Origin of the sequence: Sulfitobacter sabulilitoris (assembly GCF_005887615.1) — a bacterium.
Classification (GTDB): Bacteria; Pseudomonadota; Alphaproteobacteria; order Rhodobacterales; family Rhodobacteraceae; genus Sulfitobacter_E; species Sulfitobacter_E sabulilitoris.
Genome location: NZ_VANS01000001.1, coordinates 1,547,572 through 1,564,201, shown reverse-complemented (window position 1 = coordinate 1,564,201; position 16,630 = coordinate 1,547,572). Strand labels below are relative to the sequence as shown.

Annotated in this window: 17 protein-coding genes; 5 read left to right on the top strand and 12 right to left on the bottom strand. The window is 65.0% G+C overall.

Annotated elements, in window-relative coordinates; translation table 11 throughout:
* The first annotated feature begins 76 nt into the window (after positions 1 to 76).
* Positions 77 to 1,147 carry a sodium-dependent bicarbonate transport family permease gene (locus FDT80_RS07450; protein WP_138661547.1) on the top strand — a complete coding sequence of 357 codons (1,071 nt, stop codon included), beginning with the start codon at positions 77 to 79 and terminating at the stop codon, positions 1,145 to 1,147.
* A 166-nt stretch (positions 1,148 to 1,313) separates the two neighbouring features.
* Here the strand turns inward: FDT80_RS07450 and FDT80_RS07445 are convergent, their stop codons facing one another.
* The 8 genes from FDT80_RS07445 to FDT80_RS07410 form a co-directional block, all read right to left on the bottom strand.
* Complete coding sequence (locus tag FDT80_RS07445; RefSeq protein ID WP_138661546.1) at positions 1,314 to 3,521, bottom strand: 3-hydroxyacyl-CoA dehydrogenase NAD-binding domain-containing protein; 2,208 nt, start codon at positions 3,519 to 3,521, stop codon at positions 1,314 to 1,316.
* Positions 3,522 to 3,544: 23 nt separating this feature from the next.
* On the bottom strand, positions 3,545 to 4,756 hold the full coding sequence (locus FDT80_RS07440; RefSeq protein WP_138661545.1) for an acetyl-CoA C-acetyltransferase: 1,212 nt from the start codon (positions 4,754 to 4,756) through the stop codon (positions 3,545 to 3,547).
* Positions 4,757 to 4,767: 11 nt separating this feature from the next.
* A complete protein-coding gene (locus FDT80_RS07435; protein WP_138661544.1) occupies positions 4,768 to 5,406 on the bottom strand; it encodes a glutathione S-transferase family protein in 639 nt (212 codons plus the stop codon).
* 316 nt (positions 5,407 to 5,722) lie between these two features.
* Positions 5,723 to 6,880, bottom strand: coding sequence for an acyl-CoA dehydrogenase family protein (locus FDT80_RS07430; RefSeq protein ID WP_138661543.1), 1,158 nt, complete (start codon positions 6,878 to 6,880; stop codon positions 5,723 to 5,725).
* A gap of 27 nt (positions 6,881 to 6,907) precedes the next feature.
* Complete coding sequence (locus tag FDT80_RS07425; RefSeq protein WP_138661542.1) at positions 6,908 to 7,120, bottom strand: hypothetical protein; 213 nt, start codon at positions 7,118 to 7,120, stop codon at positions 6,908 to 6,910.
* 59 nt (positions 7,121 to 7,179) lie between these two features.
* Complete coding sequence (locus FDT80_RS07420) at positions 7,180 to 8,961, bottom strand: acyl-CoA dehydrogenase C-terminal domain-containing protein (protein ID WP_138661541.1); 1,782 nt, start codon at positions 8,959 to 8,961, stop codon at positions 7,180 to 7,182.
* 58 nt (positions 8,962 to 9,019) lie between these two features.
* On the bottom strand, positions 9,020 to 9,421 hold the full coding sequence (locus tag FDT80_RS07415) for a MerR family transcriptional regulator (protein ID WP_138661540.1): 402 nt from the start codon (positions 9,419 to 9,421) through the stop codon (positions 9,020 to 9,022).
* 314 nt (positions 9,422 to 9,735) lie between these two features.
* The gene (locus tag FDT80_RS07410) at positions 9,736 to 10,110 is read right to left on the bottom strand and encodes a MerR family transcriptional regulator (protein ID WP_138661539.1); all 375 of its coding nucleotides are present in this window, start codon (positions 10,108 to 10,110) and stop codon (positions 9,736 to 9,738) included.
* Between the two features lie 120 nt (positions 10,111 to 10,230).
* On the opposite strand from FDT80_RS07410, the gene FDT80_RS07405 reads away from it, so the two are divergent.
* The 3 genes from FDT80_RS07405 to FDT80_RS07395 are packed head-to-tail and all read left to right on the top strand — an operon-like array spanning position 10,231 to position 12,516.
* On the top strand, positions 10,231 to 10,653 hold the full coding sequence (locus FDT80_RS07405) for a PaaI family thioesterase (RefSeq protein ID WP_138661538.1): 423 nt from the start codon (positions 10,231 to 10,233) through the stop codon (positions 10,651 to 10,653).
* The gene (locus FDT80_RS07400; protein ID WP_138661537.1) at positions 10,650 to 11,162 is read left to right on the top strand and encodes a PaaI family thioesterase; all 513 of its coding nucleotides are present in this window, start codon (positions 10,650 to 10,652) and stop codon (positions 11,160 to 11,162) included. Before FDT80_RS07405 ends, FDT80_RS07400 begins: the two co-directional genes overlap by 4 nt.
* The gene (locus FDT80_RS07395; protein ID WP_138661536.1) at positions 11,155 to 12,516 is read left to right on the top strand and encodes an MATE family efflux transporter; all 1,362 of its coding nucleotides are present in this window, start codon (positions 11,155 to 11,157) and stop codon (positions 12,514 to 12,516) included. Before FDT80_RS07400 ends, FDT80_RS07395 begins: the two co-directional genes overlap by 8 nt.
* Before the next feature lie 60 nt (positions 12,517 to 12,576).
* On the opposite strand, the gene arsC is transcribed toward FDT80_RS07395, so the two are convergent.
* The 4 genes from arsC to FDT80_RS07375 are packed head-to-tail and all read right to left on the bottom strand — an operon-like array spanning position 12,577 to position 14,733.
* Entirely contained in the window at positions 12,577 to 12,918 is a 342-nt protein-coding gene (arsC, locus tag FDT80_RS07390; RefSeq protein ID WP_138661535.1) for an arsenate reductase (glutaredoxin), read from the bottom strand.
* Positions 12,915 to 13,958, bottom strand: a complete 1,044-nt coding sequence (locus FDT80_RS07385; RefSeq protein ID WP_138661534.1) for a quinone-dependent dihydroorotate dehydrogenase — start codon at positions 13,956 to 13,958, stop codon at positions 12,915 to 12,917. Before FDT80_RS07385 ends, arsC begins: the two co-directional genes overlap by 4 nt.
* On the bottom strand, positions 13,955 to 14,386 hold the full coding sequence (locus FDT80_RS07380) for a DUF1330 domain-containing protein (protein WP_138661533.1): 432 nt from the start codon (positions 14,384 to 14,386) through the stop codon (positions 13,955 to 13,957). The genes FDT80_RS07385 and FDT80_RS07380 overlap by 4 nt, the downstream gene beginning before the upstream one ends.
* The gene (locus tag FDT80_RS07375) at positions 14,383 to 14,733 is read right to left on the bottom strand and encodes a DUF952 domain-containing protein (protein ID WP_138661532.1); all 351 of its coding nucleotides are present in this window, start codon (positions 14,731 to 14,733) and stop codon (positions 14,383 to 14,385) included. The genes FDT80_RS07380 and FDT80_RS07375 overlap by 4 nt, the downstream gene beginning before the upstream one ends.
* 165 nt (positions 14,734 to 14,898) lie before the next feature.
* Between FDT80_RS07375 and FDT80_RS07370 the strand changes: the two genes are divergently transcribed.
* Positions 14,899 to 16,455, top strand: a complete 1,557-nt coding sequence (locus FDT80_RS07370; protein ID WP_138661531.1) for a bifunctional metallophosphatase/5'-nucleotidase — start codon at positions 14,899 to 14,901, stop codon at positions 16,453 to 16,455.
* Positions 16,456 to 16,630: the final 175 nt, after the last annotated feature.

The window sequence follows — 16,630 nt, the reverse complement described above, 5'->3', positions numbered from 1 at the left end:
AAAGGCATGAAAGATATATTTTTATTCTCTGATGTGGCGGCGTAGCTGTTCGGGACATATCCAAAAGGAGCCCGCCATGGATCTTGTCGTGACGATTTTCGGCACTGTGATCGAACAGTTGCAAAAACCAACTCTCGCCTTTCTGATCGCCGGATTGATGCTTGCGGCGCTTGGCAGCAAGTTCGAGGTTCCCGATCCGGTCTACAAGTTCATCGTCATCTTGCTGCTGCTGAAAGTCGGGATCGGGGCCGGCCTTTCGATCCGTGAAGCGGATCTCGCGTCGCTCATGGTGCCAGCGCTCGGTGCCGCGATTGTCGGCATCGCAATCGTTTTGCTGGGCAGTCGGACACTTGCCCGCTGGCGGGGCGTATCGCCGGTGGACGGTCTGGCCACCGCAGGTCTGTTCGGGGCGGTCTCTGCGTCGACACTGGCCGCGGGCATGGCGATACTCGACGACAGCGCAATCGCCTACGAAGGCTTTATCGGTGCGTTGTACCCCTTCATGGACATTGCGGCCCTGGTGACGGCCATCGTGATGGCCAAGGCCGGTCAAGCACGGCGCACGGCGCGGTCGGCCTATGCCTCCGGCGACGGGACTTTGGCGGCCCCCGGACAGACGAGGGCGGCCACCCTGCCATCCACCGAGGGCGACCCGATGCTGGTGCGGGGAATTCTCGTCGATACCTTCCGCAGCCCGGCCATTTCCGCCTTGCTGGCCGGTCTTGCCCTGGGGATGTTCACGCAACCCGACACGGTCTACAAAAGCTTTTACGAGCCGCTGTTCCGGGGGCTGCTGTCGATCCTGATGCTGATCATGGGCATGGAGGCGTGGACGCGGCTTTCGGAGCTTCGCAAGGTGGCGCATGCCTACATTCTCTACGGGATCACGGCGCCGATCATTCACGGCCTCATCGGGTTTGCCGTCGGACTTGTCGCACATGAACTGACCGGCTTTTCCGCAGGGGGTGTCATTCTGCTGGCGGTGATGGCCGCATCAAGCTCGGACATCTCGGGTCCTCCCACGCTGCGCGGCGCGTTGCCCGAGGCGAATTCGTCGGCTTATGTGGGGACGTCAACCGGCTTGGGCACTCCGGTCGCGATACTGAGCATACCGCTTTTTATCGCGTTGGCCGAAATGCTGATCTGAGCGATCGTTGCAGGTGGGGGCGGTCATCCGCTGGGGGGCGGCGCCACCGTCTTGTGCCAGAGCCCGGACCTTGGCGGGGCTGTTCTCCGGGTGCCTTGACCGCTGGTACGAATGAAACAGCCGCCGACGGTTCGGCGGCTGTTTCGGGGTTTTTCAGCGACTTGGTTCAAGCGGCCGCGGCAGTGTCCTTGGGGCCGAACCGGCCATAGAACGTCTGGTTCTTGTCGGCCATCTCGCGCAGCAGGGCAGGGCATTTGAACCGCTCGCCGAACTTCGCCTCAAGCTGGTCGCAGCGCTCGGCGGCGTAGGGCGCGCCGATGATGTCGAGCCAGCTGAAAGGTCCACCGGACCAGGGCGCAAAGCCCCAACCGAGGATCGCGCCGACGTCGCCTTCGCGGATATCCTCCAGCACGCCTTCCTCCAGCGCGCGCACAGCTTCGAGCACTTGGGCGAACAGCAGGCGGTGCTGGACTTCGGTCACGTCCGGTTGTTCGTCCGCCGTCTGATACTTCTGCTTCAGACCCTCCCAAAGGCCCTGACGCTTGCCCTTTTCATCGTAGCTGTAGAAGCCCGCATTGGCCTTGCGGCCCAGACGGCCCTCCGCCTCCAGCCAGAAGATCAGGTCGTCCGAGGGGCTGTCGGGATAGGCATCGCCCATGGCAGCCTTGGTCGCGCGCGCGATCTTGGCGCCAAGGTCGATCGCCGTCTCGTCGGTCAGTTGCAGCGGGCCCAGCGGCATCCCCACCAGCTTGGCCGCGTTTTCGATGAGCGCGGGTTCAACCCCTTCGGTCACCATGCGCGTGCCTTCGTTGATGTAGGGAATGATGCAGCGGTTGGCGTAGAAGAACCGCGCGTCGTTGACCACGATCGGCGTCTTGCGGATCTGGCGCACGTAATCCAGCGCCTTGGCCACGGCCCGGCCGCCGGTTTCGCGGCCCTTGATGATCTCGACCAGCAGCATCTTTTCGACGGGTGAAAAGAAGTGGATGCCGATGAACTGCTCCTGGTTCTTGCTGGCCTTGGCCAGGTCGCTGATCGGCAGGGTCGAGGTGTTGGAGGCAAAGATGCAATCCTCGGGGATCACCGCCTCGACCCTGGCCGTGATCTCGGCCTTGACCTTGGGATCCTCGAACACCGCCTCGATGATCAGGTCGCAGCCTTGCAGCGCGTCCAGATCCGGCGTCGCGGTGATGAGATTCAAAAGCGCCTCTTTCTTTTCCGGTGTCGCCTTCTTGCGGGCGATGCCCTTGTCCATGAAGTTGGCTGTATAGGCCTTGCCCCTGTCGGCGGCGGCCTGGTCGCGGTCGATCAGAACGACCTCGATCCCCGCCTGCGCCGACACCAGTGCGATGCCCGCGCCCATCAGGCCGGCGCCCAGCACGCCCAGCTTTTTCACCCGCTGATCGGGGATGCCTTCGGGGCGCACGGCGCCCTTCTCCAGCGCTTCCTTGTTCAGGAACAGCGACCGGATCATCGCGCCCGACGACGGGTTCAGCAACACGGACGTGAACCAGCGTGCCTCGATCTTCAGCGCGGTGTCGAAGGGCACGAGTGCGCCTTCGTAGACCGCGCTCAGCAGGGCCTTGGCCGCCGGATAGACGCCTTGCGTCTTGCCGTTGACCATCGCGTTGGCGCCCACGAAGGTCATGAAACCCGCCGGGTGATAGGGCGCGCCGCCGGGCATCTTGTAGCCCTTTGCATCCCACGGCTTGACCAGATCGGCGTCCTTGGCGTTCAGCACCCACTCCTTGGCGGCGGCGACCGGGTCGGCCACGACCTCGTCGATCAGGCCGGCGGATTTTGCGGCTGCGGGGGCCACCATCTTGCCTTCCAGCAGGAAGGGCGAGGCCGCCATCGCGCCCAGTTTGCGGGCAAGCCGGGTGGTGCCGCCCGCGCCGGGGAAGATACCGACCTGGATCTCCGGCAGGCCGATGCGTGCCTTGGGGTTGTCGGCCACGAAGATGCGATGCGTGGCCAGCGGCAGTTCAAGCCCGATCCCCGCGGCGGTGCCGGGCAGGGCCGATGCGATGGGCTTGCCGCCCTTCAGGGTCTTGGGGTCCATGCCGGCACGTTCGATGCGGCGCAGCAGGGCGTGCATCTTCATCGTGCCCTCGAACAGGCCCTTGGCCGGGTCGTCGCCCGCGTCTTCCTTCATCTTGGCCAGCAGGTTCAGGTCCATGCCGCCGGCAAAGGATCCGTCCTTGCCGGAGGTGATGACAACGCCCTTGACCGCGTCATCCGCCAGCGCCTGATCGACCAGGTCGCCCAGCGTCTGCAAACCCTCGAAGGACATCACGTTCATGGATTTTCCCGGCACGTCCCAGGTGATGATGGCGACGCCGTCGGCGTCTGTTTTCAGTGTGAAATCTGTCATGTCTCTGTCTCCTGACCGGGTGCTTACACGCGTTCGATGATGGTGGCCGCACCCATTCCGGATGCGATGCAAAGCGTGGCAAGACCGACTTCCTTGTCCGCGCGCTCAAGCTCGTCCAGCAGCGTGCCGATGATCATGGCCCCGGTGGCGCCCAGCGGGTGACCCATCGCGATGGAACCGCCGTTGACGTTGACGCGGCTGTCCTCGACGTCGAAGGCCTGCATGAAGCGCATGACCACGGCGGCGAAGGCCTCGTTCACCTCGAACAGGTCGATATCCTTGATGTCCATGCCGTTGTCCCTGAGGATCTTTTCGGTCACGGGCACGGGCCCGGTCAGCATGATGGTGGGGTCGGTGCCGATCTTGGCGGTGGCGCGGATGCGCGCGCGCGGCTTGAGGCCATGCGCCTCGCCGAATTCCTTGTTGCCGATCAGAACGGCGGCGGCGCCGTCGACGATGCCGCTGGAATTGCCCGCGTGGTGGATGTGGTTGATCCGCTCGAGGTGCGGATATTTCATCAGCGCGATCTTGTCGAAGCCGGGCATCTGTTCGCCCATCGCCTGAAACGCGGGGTTGAGCGACCCAAGGCTCTGCATGTCGGTCTGCGGACGCATGTATTCGTCATGGCTCAGGATCTCGAGGCCGTTCTGATCGCGGATCGTGATAACGGATTTGGCGAACCGCTTCTCGTCCCAGGCCTGCTTGGCGCGGCGCTGCGATTCCACGGCCAGCTGGTCGGCCTCGTCACGGGTAAAGCCGTATTCGGTGGCGATGATATCGGCGGAAATGCCCTGCGGCACGAAGTACTTCTCCATCGCCAGGGTCGGATCGACGGCAATTGCCGCGCCATCGCTGCCCATCGCCACGCGACCCATCATTTCGACCCCGCCCGCGATATAGGCCATGCCGGCCCCGCCGCGCACCTGGTTGGCGGCAAGGTTCACGGCCTCCATGCCCGACGCGCAGAAACGGTTGATGGCAAGGCCCGGGATCCGCTCGTCAAGGTCCGAGGCCAGCACGGCCGAGCGCGCGAGGCAGCCGCCCTGTTCCATCACCTGCGTGACGTTGCCCCAGATGACGTCCTCGACGGCATGACCCTCGAGGTTGTTGCGCTCTTTCAGGGCGTTCAGCGTCTGCGCGCTCAGGCGCAGCGATGTCACCTCGTGCAGGCTACCGTCGGTGCGGCCCTTGCCGCGCGGCGTGCGGATCGCGTCGTAGATATAAGCTTCGGTCATTGTGGTCTCCTTTAGGCGCGGTCAGCAGGGCTGCCGGGCATGAGGTCATAGGGGGCTTTCCAGCCCGGTGTGTCGCTGAGACGCGTGAGCCACGCGTCGATGTTGGGCCACGCGCTGCGGTCGAAACCGAAGGGTTCGGGGTAATAAAGGTAGCCACAGCACGAAAGGTCCGCGTTGGTGATCGCATCCCCGACGATCCAGTCGCGGCCCTCGAGGTGGTCGTTCAGAACGCCATAGGCGGCCTGCAGGCGGCCCTGGTTGAAGGTGATGACCTCCTTCGGCCGCTTGTCTTCGGGCAGGAAATTCATCAGGAACCGGGTCATGCCCGCCATGCTGGAGAGCTTGTGGTTATCCCACAGCACCCAGCGCAAGATCTCACGGCGCTCGGTCGCATCACGGCCGCCGAACTTGCCGGATTTCTCTGACACGTAGTCCTGGATGACACCGGACTGGGTGAGCCGCAGGTCGCCGTCGATCATCACGGGCGCCTCGCCCATCGGGTTGATCCGCGCGCGGTAGTCGGGGCTGCGTGTCTCGCCGCCGAAGAAATCGACCTTGACGGGTTCCCAGTCGAGGCCGGACAATTCCAACGCCAGGGCCGCCTTGTAGGCGTTTCCGCTTTCCCCAAAACAGTAAAGTCTGATCGTCATATCGAGGTAGCCCCTCCCAAGGCGTCTTTTGCATATGTCGGAGTGGGGGTTTCACACCCCCACGCCCCCGTGGAGTGTTTCTGACCCAAAGAAGAGGTGAATTTCTTCCTTGGGTAACAAATTGTTAATTTCGAAGGTGTCTGATCGGGGGTGCGGAACAGGCTGGAGAGCCGATGGCCGCACCCGAAGAAGCCCTGCCGTCCCGCCCGGTCTTGCGGTGCCGGATGGCAGGGTGGACAGCGCCCCGTCTTCTTTGGGTCCGAAATACTCCCGCCGGAGGCTTTGGTCGGGACCGGATTTCGAGAGTGTCCGCAGATCACAGGGACCTCGCAATCAGTTCTTTCATGATTTCGTTCGTGCCGCCGTAGATCCGCTGCACGCGCGCATCGGTCCACATTTCGGCAACCGCGTATTCCTGCATGAAACCGTAGCCGCCATGAAGCTGGACGCAGTCGTCCAGAACCTCGCCCTGGGTGTCGGTGAGCCAGTATTTCGCCATCGCGGCCTTTTCCACCGTCAGGCGCCCTTGGAGATGCTCTGCGATGCAGGCGTCGAGGAACGTGCGGGCGACGGTTGTGCGCGTCTGGCATTCGGCCAGTTTGAAGCGCGTGTTCTGGAATTGTGTGAGTGGCCCGCCGAACGCTTCGCGTTCCTTGCAGTAGCGGATCGTGCGCTCGACCGCGCCTTCCATCGCGCCCACGGCACCGCAACCGATGATCAGGCGTTCCTGCGGCAGTTGGTTCATCATCTGGTAGAAGCCCTGGCCCTCGGTGCCGCCGAGGATGTTTTCGGGTGCGATTTCGACGTTGTCGAAGAAAAGCTCGGAGGTATCGGCGGCGTGCAGCCCCACCTTTTCGAGGTTACGCCCCCGCGCGAAACCGGGGGCGTCGTCGGTTTCCACCGCGACCAGCGAGATGCCTTTCGACCCCAGCGCCGGGTCGGTTTTCGCCGCCACGAGGATCAGGTTGGCGTGCTGGCCGTTGCTGATGAATGTCTTTTGCCCCGACAGCCGATAGGCATTCCCGTCGCGCAGCGCGCGCGTTTTGATCGCCTGCACGTCCGATCCGGTGGAGGGTTCGGTCATCGCCAATGCGCCGACCAATTCGCCGGTCACCATCCTGGGCAGCCAGCGTTTCTTCTGCTCTTGCGTGCCGTAGGCCAGCACGTAATGCGCCACGATGCCGGAATGGATGCCCACGCCCCAGCTTGCGAGATTAGCGCGGCTCGCTTCGATCAGGATGGCGGCCTCGTGACCGAAATCGCCACCCGGTCCGCCATATTCCTCGGGGATCGAAGGGCACAGAAGCCCCAATGCGCCGGCGTCCTGCCAGCAGTCGCGGTCCATCTGGCCCTGCTTGCGCCATGCGTCGAACCGGGGCGCCCATTCGGTGCCGATAAACTGCGCGGTCATGTCGGCGAGCATGCGGTGCTCGTCGGTCATCCAGGTGGCTGTCTCGGTGCCGGTGTCTTTCATCGCGCGGCCCTCCCCCGGCCGGTGTGGTCAGCGTTTTCTGTCGTCCAGTTCGGCATTGAAGAGCCGCAGGCGGTGGCCGAAGGTCTCCTCGTTCAGGACGCTGTCGAAATTCTCGAACAGAAAGGACAGTGCCTCGCCCTCGTCCAACCCGGCCTCCTTGGCGAACTTCTTGAGCCGTCTGTAGCCGTCTTCGGTCATGGCGACAGGAAACCGGCGGGTCAGGCGAAAGCGTTTGGGCATGGGCGGAACGTTCCTCGGCGTGGGACAGGGTGGGGGATAGTACCCCCACCCGCCGGATCTTAGAAGTTCGCCGCGTCCAGCGCCATCACTGGATCGGCACCGCTCTGGATGCGCGACAGGTGAAGCGCCGTGGCCGGCAATTGGCGCGCCATGTAATAGCGGCCGGTCGCCAGCTTGGTCTCGTAGAAGGCGGTGTCGGAGGTGTCGCCGGCCAGGGCCTTCTTGGCCGCCAGACCCATCCGCGCCCACATCAGGCCAAGGCAGACATGGCCGAACATATGCATGAAGTCATACGACCCCGAGAGCGCGTTGTTTGGATTCTTCATGCCGTTTTGCATGAAGTACATGCCCGCCTGTTGCAGATCCTTGGAGGCCGCTTTGAGCGGATCGAGGAAGGCCTTGTCGAATTCGGCATCCTGACCGGCGTTGTCCTTGATGACGGTCTTCACCAGGTCGAAGAAAGCCATCACGTGCTTGCCGCCGTCCTGCGCCAGCTTGCGGCCCACTAGGTCCAGCGCCTGAACGCCGTTGGCGCCTTCGTAGATCATCGCGATGCGGGCGTCGCGGGTGTACTGCGACATGCCCCATTCCTCGATATAGCCGTGGCCGCCGTAGACCTGCTGCGCCTTGATGGTCATGTCGTAGCCCTGATCGGTCAGGAAGCCCTTGATGACGGGGGTCATCAGCGACACGAGGCCATCGGCATCCTTGTCGTCCGAGCGGTGTGCCGCGTCGATCATCGTGGCGGCCCACAGGATGAAGGCGCGCGCGCCCTCGGCAAAGGATTTCTGATCCATCAGGCTGCGCCGGATGTCGGGGTGCACGATCAGCGGATCGGCGGGGCCGTCGGGGTTCTTTGCGCCGGTGACGTCGCGCCCCTGCAGGCGGTCCTTGGCGTAGAACAGCGCGTTCTGATAGGCGATGTCGGCCTGCGCCAGACCCTGCATGCCCACACCGATGCGTGCCTCGTTCATCATGGTGAACATGGCGCGCATGCCCTTGTGCTCTTCGCCCAAAAGATAGCCGGTCGCGTCATCGTAGTTCATCACGCAGGTGGAGTTGCCGTGAATGCCCATCTTTTCTTCGATCTTGCCGCAGGCGACGCCGTTGCGTGCGCCCAGGGTGCCGTCGTCCTTGACGTGGAACTTGGGCACGATGAACAGGGACACACCCTTGATACCCTCGGGGCCGCCCTGGATCTTGGCCAGCACGAGGTGGATGATGTTGTCGGCCATGTCATGCTCGCCCGACGAGATGAAGATCTTCTGGCCGGTGATCTTGTAGCTGCCATCGTCCTGCGGAACGGCCTTGGTGCGCATCAGGCCCAGATCGGTGCCGCAATGCGGCTCGGTCAGGTTCATCGTGCCGGTCCATTCGCAGCTGACCATCTTGGGCAGATACGTGTCTTTCTGCTGCTCGGTGCCATGTGCCAGAATCGCCGAGGCCGCACCGTGGGTCAGGCCCTGGTACATCGTGAAGGCCTGGTTGGAGGCCGAGAACATCTCGCCCACGGCGGTGCCGATGACATAGGGCATGCCCTGACCGCCGTATTGTTCGGGCATGTCGAGACCCGGCCAGCCGCCTTCCTTGACCTTTTCGAAGGCTGCCTTGAACCCGGTGGGCGTGCGCACGACACCGTTCTCAAGCGTGCAGCCCTCGCGATCGCCGACGGGGTTCAGCGGGGCAAGCACTTCGGAACTGATCTTGCCCGCTTCCTCGAGGATGGCGGAGGTGAAATCAGCCTCGAGTTCATCGTAACCGGGGATCGTGCTGCCGGTGACGTTCAGAACGTCATGCAGGACGAATTGCATGTCTTTGGTGGGGGCTGTGTAGCTGGGCATCGGGCTCTCTCCCTAAGAGGTAATCAACGGTGAGGAATGGGCAGGGGCGGTGGCGCGGTTATTCCGCGGCGCTGCGCGACTGGTTCATCGAGGCGATCATCTTTTCACCCCATTTCAACTGGGACTTCAGATCGTCGATGGCCTCGTTCAGGGCGTCGCGCTGGCTTTCCATGTCGGACAGGCGGTCGCGGGCGATCTCGTAGGTGCGCGCAAGCTGGGTCTGTTGCTGGTCGCCCATGTGATACAGATCGAGAAGCTGGCGGATTTCCTCGAGGCTGAAGCCGAAGCGCTTGCCGCGCAGGATCAGTTTCAGCCGCGCGCGGTCGCGCTTGGTGAACAGGCGTTTCTGCCCTTCGCGGATCGGGAACAGCAGTTCCTTGGCTTCGTAGAATCGCAGGGTCCGGGGGGTGACGTCATAGGCGTCGCACATCTCTCGGATCGTCAGGGTCGGTTCGGTCATGTCATGCTCTTTTTCGGATCAGGTTACCGTCCAAATGGGCGTGTGATGGACGTGATACAACATCAGTTGACGTTGACGTAAGTTGAACGTCACGTCACTTTGGCGCGTGACGTTGTGTTTTGGCAGGTCAACCGGGGCGGGAGCGAGGTTTTCACGCGACATCAGCAGTTTTTCGCCGAAATCATGCGGAAAACGGCGCAGTCTCGGGCGGTGCATGTCGCATGCCGGCGGTGCCCCGTGCACGTCAGGGGCGAATCTTGGGTCTTGGGAAAAGGTGCCCCGATCGGCCGCGGCGGATCAGACGGGCGGCCGCGTCAGCCCTTGCCCAGTTCGGAGGCGACGTTGTCGCGCAGGGCCTTCAATTCGGTGATCGCCTCGTCGAGTTGCACGCGCTGATCGGCAAGCTCTTCCAGCTGGGTGTCGGCCATCTTGACCCAGGCCTGCATCTGCGCCTCGGTGCCTTCGTTCTCGTAGATCATCAGCCATTGGCGGATGTCCTCGAGCTGGAAGCCGAATTTGCGGCCGCGCAGGATCAGCTTCATCCGGGCGCGTTCGCGCGGGCCGTAATAGCGCGACCGGCCTTCGCGGTCGGGATGCAGAAGTTCGATGTATTCGTAATAGCGCAGCGTCCGTGGCGTGACGTCGAATTCTGCACACATCTCTTTGAACGACAGACGCTTGTCTGGCATGGCACGGTACTCCCTTGCAGCAAAGCTAGGGCCAAGCCGCCGCAAGGGCAACAGGTGCCCTTGCCCTTTTGGTCCCGCTGCGATGATAAAGGGCGCTATCACAGGCAGGAACAGGACCGCATGACGGACAAGATCACACTGGCGCGGCAATTTATCGAGGCGATCCCGCACAGCCGCGCGCTGAGCATGCGGCTGGTCGAGATGGAGGGCGGCGTGGCCGTCATCGAGATGCCCTATGCCGACAACCTGGTGGGCGATCCCGAAACCGGCGTGCTGCATGGCGGCGCGGTTTCGGCGTTGATGGACACCACCTGCGGCGCGGCGGCGATGTGCCACCCCTCCAACCTGGGCGGAACCGCGACGATCGACCTGCGGATCGACTACATGCGCGCGGCCGTGCCGGGGCAGGCGATCACGACGCGCGCCGAGTGCTATCATGTCACGCGGTCGGTGGCTTTCGTGCGCGCCACCGCGACGGATGAAAGCGGCGGCACCCCGGTGGCCACCGCCAGTGGCGCCTTTACCGTCGAGGGCCGCACATGACCGCCCGCCGCACGCCCGAACCCGTTCAGGTCGTCAAGAAGCGCCGCGATGCGACCCTGCGCGCGCTGGTCGAAGGCGTTCCATACATCCGCTACCTGGGGATCCAGTTCGAACGGCGCGGGGACGAGTTGACCGGAATCCTGCCGTTCGATCAGAAACTGATCGGCAATCCGATGCTGCCGGCGATCCACGGCGGCGTGACGGCGGCGTTTCTCGAGGTGACGGCGATCATCACGCTCAGTTGGACGTATCTTTGGGAAGACATCGAATCGGGCACCATCGACACCGCCAGCCTCGAGGCCGGAGGGCTGCCGCGCCTGCCCAAGACGATCGATTTCTCGACCGATTACCTGCGCTCGGGGCTGCCGCGCGATGCCTATGCGCGGGCGCGGATCAACCGGTCGGGGCGGCGGTATGCATCGGTGCATGTCGAGGGCTGGCAGGACAACCGCACGCGGCTCTTTGCGCAAGCGACCGGTCATTTCCTGATGCCGCAGCCGCGTGACTGACAGCGCGGCGGCGGCGGCGGCGTCCTCCGTCGGGTCGGGTGCCACCGTCACCCACCGGCGGGTGTTGAAGATCGCGCTGCCCATCGTCGTGTCCAATGCGACGGTGCCGATCCTGGGCGCGGTCGATACCGGCGTGGTGGGCCAGATGGGTCTGGCCGCGCCGATCGGGGCCGTGGGGCTGGGCGCCATCATCCTGAGCGCGGTCTACTGGATTTTCGGCTTTCTGCGCATGGGCACCGTGGGGCTGGCCGCGCAGGCCGAAGGGCGCGGCGACCGGGCCGAGGTGGCGGCCCTGCTGACGCGGGTTCTGGCGATCGGGCTGGGCGCGGGGGCGGTGCTGATCGCGTTGCAGGCGGCGATCTTTGCCGGGGCCTTTGCCCTGGCGCCTGCCAGCGCGCAGGTCGAGGGGCTGGCACGCGACTACATGTCGGTGCGGATCTGGTCGGCGCCGGCGGCAATCGCGATCTATGGAATCACCGGCTGGCTGATCGCGGCAGAGCGGACGCGCGCGGTGCTGGTGCTGCAACTCTGGATAAACGGGCTGAATATCGGCCTCGACCTGTGGTTCGTGCTGGCGCTGGGCTGGGGCGTGAGCGGGGTCGCGCTGGCCACGGTGATCGCGGAATGGTCGGGACTGGCACTGGGCCTGTGGTTTTGCCGTGCCGCCTTCGCGGTGCCGGCGTGGCGCGACTGGGCGGCGGTGTTCGACATGGCGAAGCTGCGGATCATGGCGGCGGTGAATACCGACATCCTGATCCGGTCGCTTCTGCTTCAGGCGATGTTCGTGTCGTTCCTGTTCTTCGGCTCCGGGCTGGGGGATGTGACGCTGGCGGCCAATCAGGTGCTGATGCAGTTCCTGATGATCACCTCCTATGCGTTGGACGGTTTCGCATTTGCCGCAGAGGCGCTGGTCGGCCGGGCGATGGGCGCGCGGGATCGGCGCGCGCTGCGCCGTGCCGCGCTGCTGACGGGCGGTTGGGGCGCCGCGAGTTCCTTGACCCTGGCCATCGCCTTTGCCGCGTCGGGGGGCGTGATCATCGACCTGATGACCACGGCGGCGCCGGTGCGCGACGTGGCGCGGACCTATCTGCCCTACATGATGGCCGCGCCGCTGTTGGGGGTGGGGGCCTTCATGCTCGACGGGATATTCATCGGCGCCACCCGGTCGCGGGACATGCGCAACATGATGGCGGTGTCGTTCGTCGTCTACGCGGCTGCGCTGCTGGTGCTGATGCCGGTGATGGGCAATCACGGTCTCTGGCTGGCGCTGCTGGTGTCCTTTGTCGCGCGGGGCGTGACCCTTGGGCTGCGCTATCCGGCGCTGGAGCGGGCGGCGGACCGGGGCGAAGGCTGAGAGCGCTGGCTGGGGCGCTGCCCCAGACCCCGGAGTATTTTCCACCCAAAGAAGCCGGGGTCACAGAAGGTCCGCGATCGCCTCTGGCGGGCGGCCGATGGCGGCGCGGGATCCGGCGAAGGCGATGGGGCGTTCGATCAGGATGGGATGGTCGGCCATGGCCCGCAGCAGCGTCTCGTCGGGGCTTGCGGTGGATAGCCCGAGGTTTTTGAAGGTCTGTTCGCCGGTTCGCATCATGTCGATGGCCGCGACGCCCAGAGCCGTGCGGGCGGCGTCGAGTTCGGCGAGACCGGGGGTGTCCTTGAGGTAGAGGCGGATCGTGACCGGGTGGCCCGAGGCGTCGATCAGGGCGAGGGCGGCGCGGGATTTGGAGCAGCGCGGGTTGTGCCAGAGGGTGATCACGTCCAGTCGTTCCGGTGTGTGCCCACGGCTTCGGCGACGTTCGAGAAGCCGTCGCGCGCGAGCAGGGCGTCGAGGCCTTGCAGGATGTCGGCCACAAGGGACAGGCCGCCGTAGACCAGCGCGGTATAGAGTTGCACCGCAGACGCCCCGGCGCGGATCTTGGCATAGGCCTGATCGGCGGAGCCGACGCCGCCCACGCCGATGAGCGGGATGTCGGTGAGACCGGCGAGCCGGGCCAGCACGCGGGTCGAGCGGTCAAAGAGAGGCTGGCCGGAGAGGCCGCCCGCCTGGTCGCGCTGCGGGTCGTGCACCCCGTCGCGGACCAGCGTCGTGTTCGTGGCGATGATGGCGTCGACTCGGGCGTCGCGGGCCACGGTCGCGATGTCGGCGATTTCGCTGTCAGTCAGGTCGGGGGCAATCTTGAGGAAGACCGGCGTGGTGCCGCGCACCTGCATGACGCCGTCGAGAAGGGCGGCCAATGCGGCAGGACCCTGCAGGTCGCGCAATTTTTCGGTGTTGGGCGAGGAGACGTTGACGGTGGCGAAATCAACATGGTCGCGCACATGCGCCATCACGGTGGCAAAGTCGGCGGCGCGGTCGGGGCTGGTCTTGTTGGCGCCGAGGTTGAGGCCCACGGGGATGCCGGGCCGGCGGGCGGCGAGGCGCGGCGTGATCGCCTCCATCCCCTGGTTGTTGAAGCCGAAGCGGTTGATCACGGCCGCGTCAGCGGCGAGGCGAAAGAGACGCGGGCGCGGGTTGCCGGGTTGGGGCAGCGGCGTGGCCGCGCCGACCTCCAGAAATCCGAAGCCTGCGCGCGACAGGGGGCCGATGACCTCTGCGTTCTTGTCGAAACCGGCGGCGAGGCCGAGCGGGTTGGGCAGGTCGAGACCCGCAAGCGTGCTGCGCAGCCGATCGGAGGTCATGACCCCCGGCAGCGGCACGAGCCCCGCGCGCAGCCCTCTGAGCGCCAGTGCATGCGCGGTTTCGGGATCAAGTCGGCGCAGCGCCGCAAGGCCGAGCCGTTCGATCGTGCTGCTCATCCGAACCTGCCATCGGTGTCGCGCGCGGCGGAGCGGATCAGCCGCGAGGTGGCGACCGCGGCCTGCCGGTGGATCACGGCGGCGCGATACGCGGGGTGGCTGATCATTGCCAGAAAGGCATGCGCGGTGGGATAGCGGGCGATGAACATGATGTCCCATGCCTCGTCCGCCGGACCGATGAGCATGGCGTCAAAGGTTGCGCGCCAGACGATCTTGCCGCCGACCTCGGCCAGGACCGGGGCGCTGTCGCGGCCATAGTTGGCATAGGCCTGCGCCCCGGTCAGCCCCTGGTCCGCCAAGGGATGATCGCCGGGATAGGCGGCGGTGGGGTTCAGCGCCACGAGGTTGAGCATGTCGATCGGGCAATCGCGGTCCAGCGCCTTGAAGGCGTCGAACTGCGCGCGGGTGGGATCGACATGATTGATCATCCCTCGGCCTCTGCATAGCCAGCGGGGAACCGGTGCGTGCCATCCTTCAGCGGAAGCGGTTGCGCCCAGACGACATCGCCGAGCCGGAGCGCCCGGTAGAGATGCGGAAACAGCGCGTCGCCGCGCGAGACCTCCCACTTGAGGTCATCGCCGAGGCGGTCGGTGTCCACCGCAACCAGCATCAGGTCGTCGTGCCCCGCGAAATGCTTGGCGGCGGTGTCTTCGGCCTGCCCGGCGGTCGAGAAATGCACGTAGCCGTCGGCCAGATCGACGGGAGCGCCCAGGGTCTCGCCTTGGGTGCGGAGATGGGCCCATTCGTCGGCCCGGAATATTTTGTAAATGATCATGCAAAGCGTCATGCCCCGGTGGGCAGGTCGGGTCAAGACCGCGGAGGCCGCACAGGTTTTCGGCGGTGACGCCGGGGCAGGGGGGCGGACGCCGCACAGAGGCTTTGACAGGTCGCGCGGGGCCCGCCACGATGCGGTCATCACATTCCTGAGGGGACACCAGACATGAAACGATTCCTGACTGCCACGGCGGCGCTTGCCCTGACCGGTGGCATGGCCGCGGCGGATTACAGCCTGACCATTTTGCACACCAACGATTTCCACGCCCGGTTCGAGCCGATCAGCAAATACGACGGCCCCTGCTCGGCGGAGGACAACACGGCGGGCGAGTGCTTTGGCGGGTCGGCGCGTCTGGCCACGGCGATCGAGGCGGCGCGCGGGCGCACCAACAATTCGATCCTGGTGGATGGCGGCGACCAGTTTCAGGGCACGCTGTTCTATACTTATTACAAGGGCGCGCTGGCGGCCGAGATGATGAACAAGATGGGCTATGACGCGATGACCGTGGGCAACCACGAATTCGACGATGGGCCCGAGGTTCTGGCCGGCTTCATGGCGGCGGCGCATTTTCCGATCCTGATGTCGAACGCGGACGTGAGCGGCGAGCCGCTGCTGGCGGGCAAGCTGGCGAAATCCACGGTGATCGAACGGGGTGGCGAAGAGCTGGGCCTGATCGGTCTGACGCCGCAGGACACCGACGAATTGGCCAGCCCGGGCGAGAACATCGTCTTTACCGATCCGGTGGCCGCGGTGCAGGCCGAGGTCGATGTGCTGACCGGGCAGGGTGTGAACAAGATCATCGTGCTGAGCCATTCGGGCTATGCCGTCGACCAGCGTGTCGCGGCACAGACCACCGGCGTCGACGTGATCGTGGGCGGCCACTCCAACACGCTGCTAAGCAACACCAATGACCGCGCCGCGGGCCCATATCCGACGATGGTCGGCGCCACGGCCATCGTGCAGGCCTATGCCTACGGCAAGTTCCTGGGCGAGCTGAACGTGACATTCGACGACGATGGCAACGTGACCGAAGCGGTGGGTGAGCCGCTGATCATGGATGCCGCCGTGACCGAGGACGCGGGCACCGTGGAGCGGATCGCCGAGGCGGCCGTGCCACTGGACGAGATCCGCAACAAGGTCGTTGCCCAGACCGAGCAGCCCATCGGCGGCGACCGGGCGGTCTGCCGTGCGCAGGCCTGCGAGATGGGTATTCTGATTGCCGACGCCATGCTGGCGCGGGTCGCCGATCAGGGGATTCAGGTCGCGATCCAGAACGGCGGCGGCATCCGCGCGTCGATCGACGCGGGCGAAGTGACGATGGGCGAGGTGCTGACGGTTCTGCCCTTCCAGAACACGCTCAGCACGTTTCAGGTCAGCGGTGCGACGCTGGTCGAAGCGCTGGAGAACGGCGTGAGCCAGATCGAAGAGGGCGCGGGCCGCTTTCCGCAGGTCGCCGGCATGAGCTATGCCTTTGATGCGGCACAGCCCGTCGGCAGTCGGGTCAGCGACGTCATGGTGGGCGGCGCGCCCATCGACATGGCGGCGATCTACGGTGTCGTCTCCAACAACTACGTGCGCAACGGCGGCGACGGCTACGCGATGTTCAAGACGGCGGAAAACGCCTATGATTTCGGGCCGGATCTGGCGGATGTCACGGCGGAGTACCTGGCGCAGAACGCGCCCTATGCGCCCTTCGTCGATGGGCGGATCACGGTGAAGTAACCGCTTGCATCGCCGACACGTCGAAATCGACCCTCGTGCCGCTGGCGGTGCGAGGGTTTTTTCTGGTCCAACGGGCCGGCTGGCGGGCAGGGCGCGTCGCGGTCAGGCCGAGGCGCGCGGGGTGGCACTCGACCGATTGCGAATTTCGGGCAGGTGGGCTTTTCTTTTCGAGGCA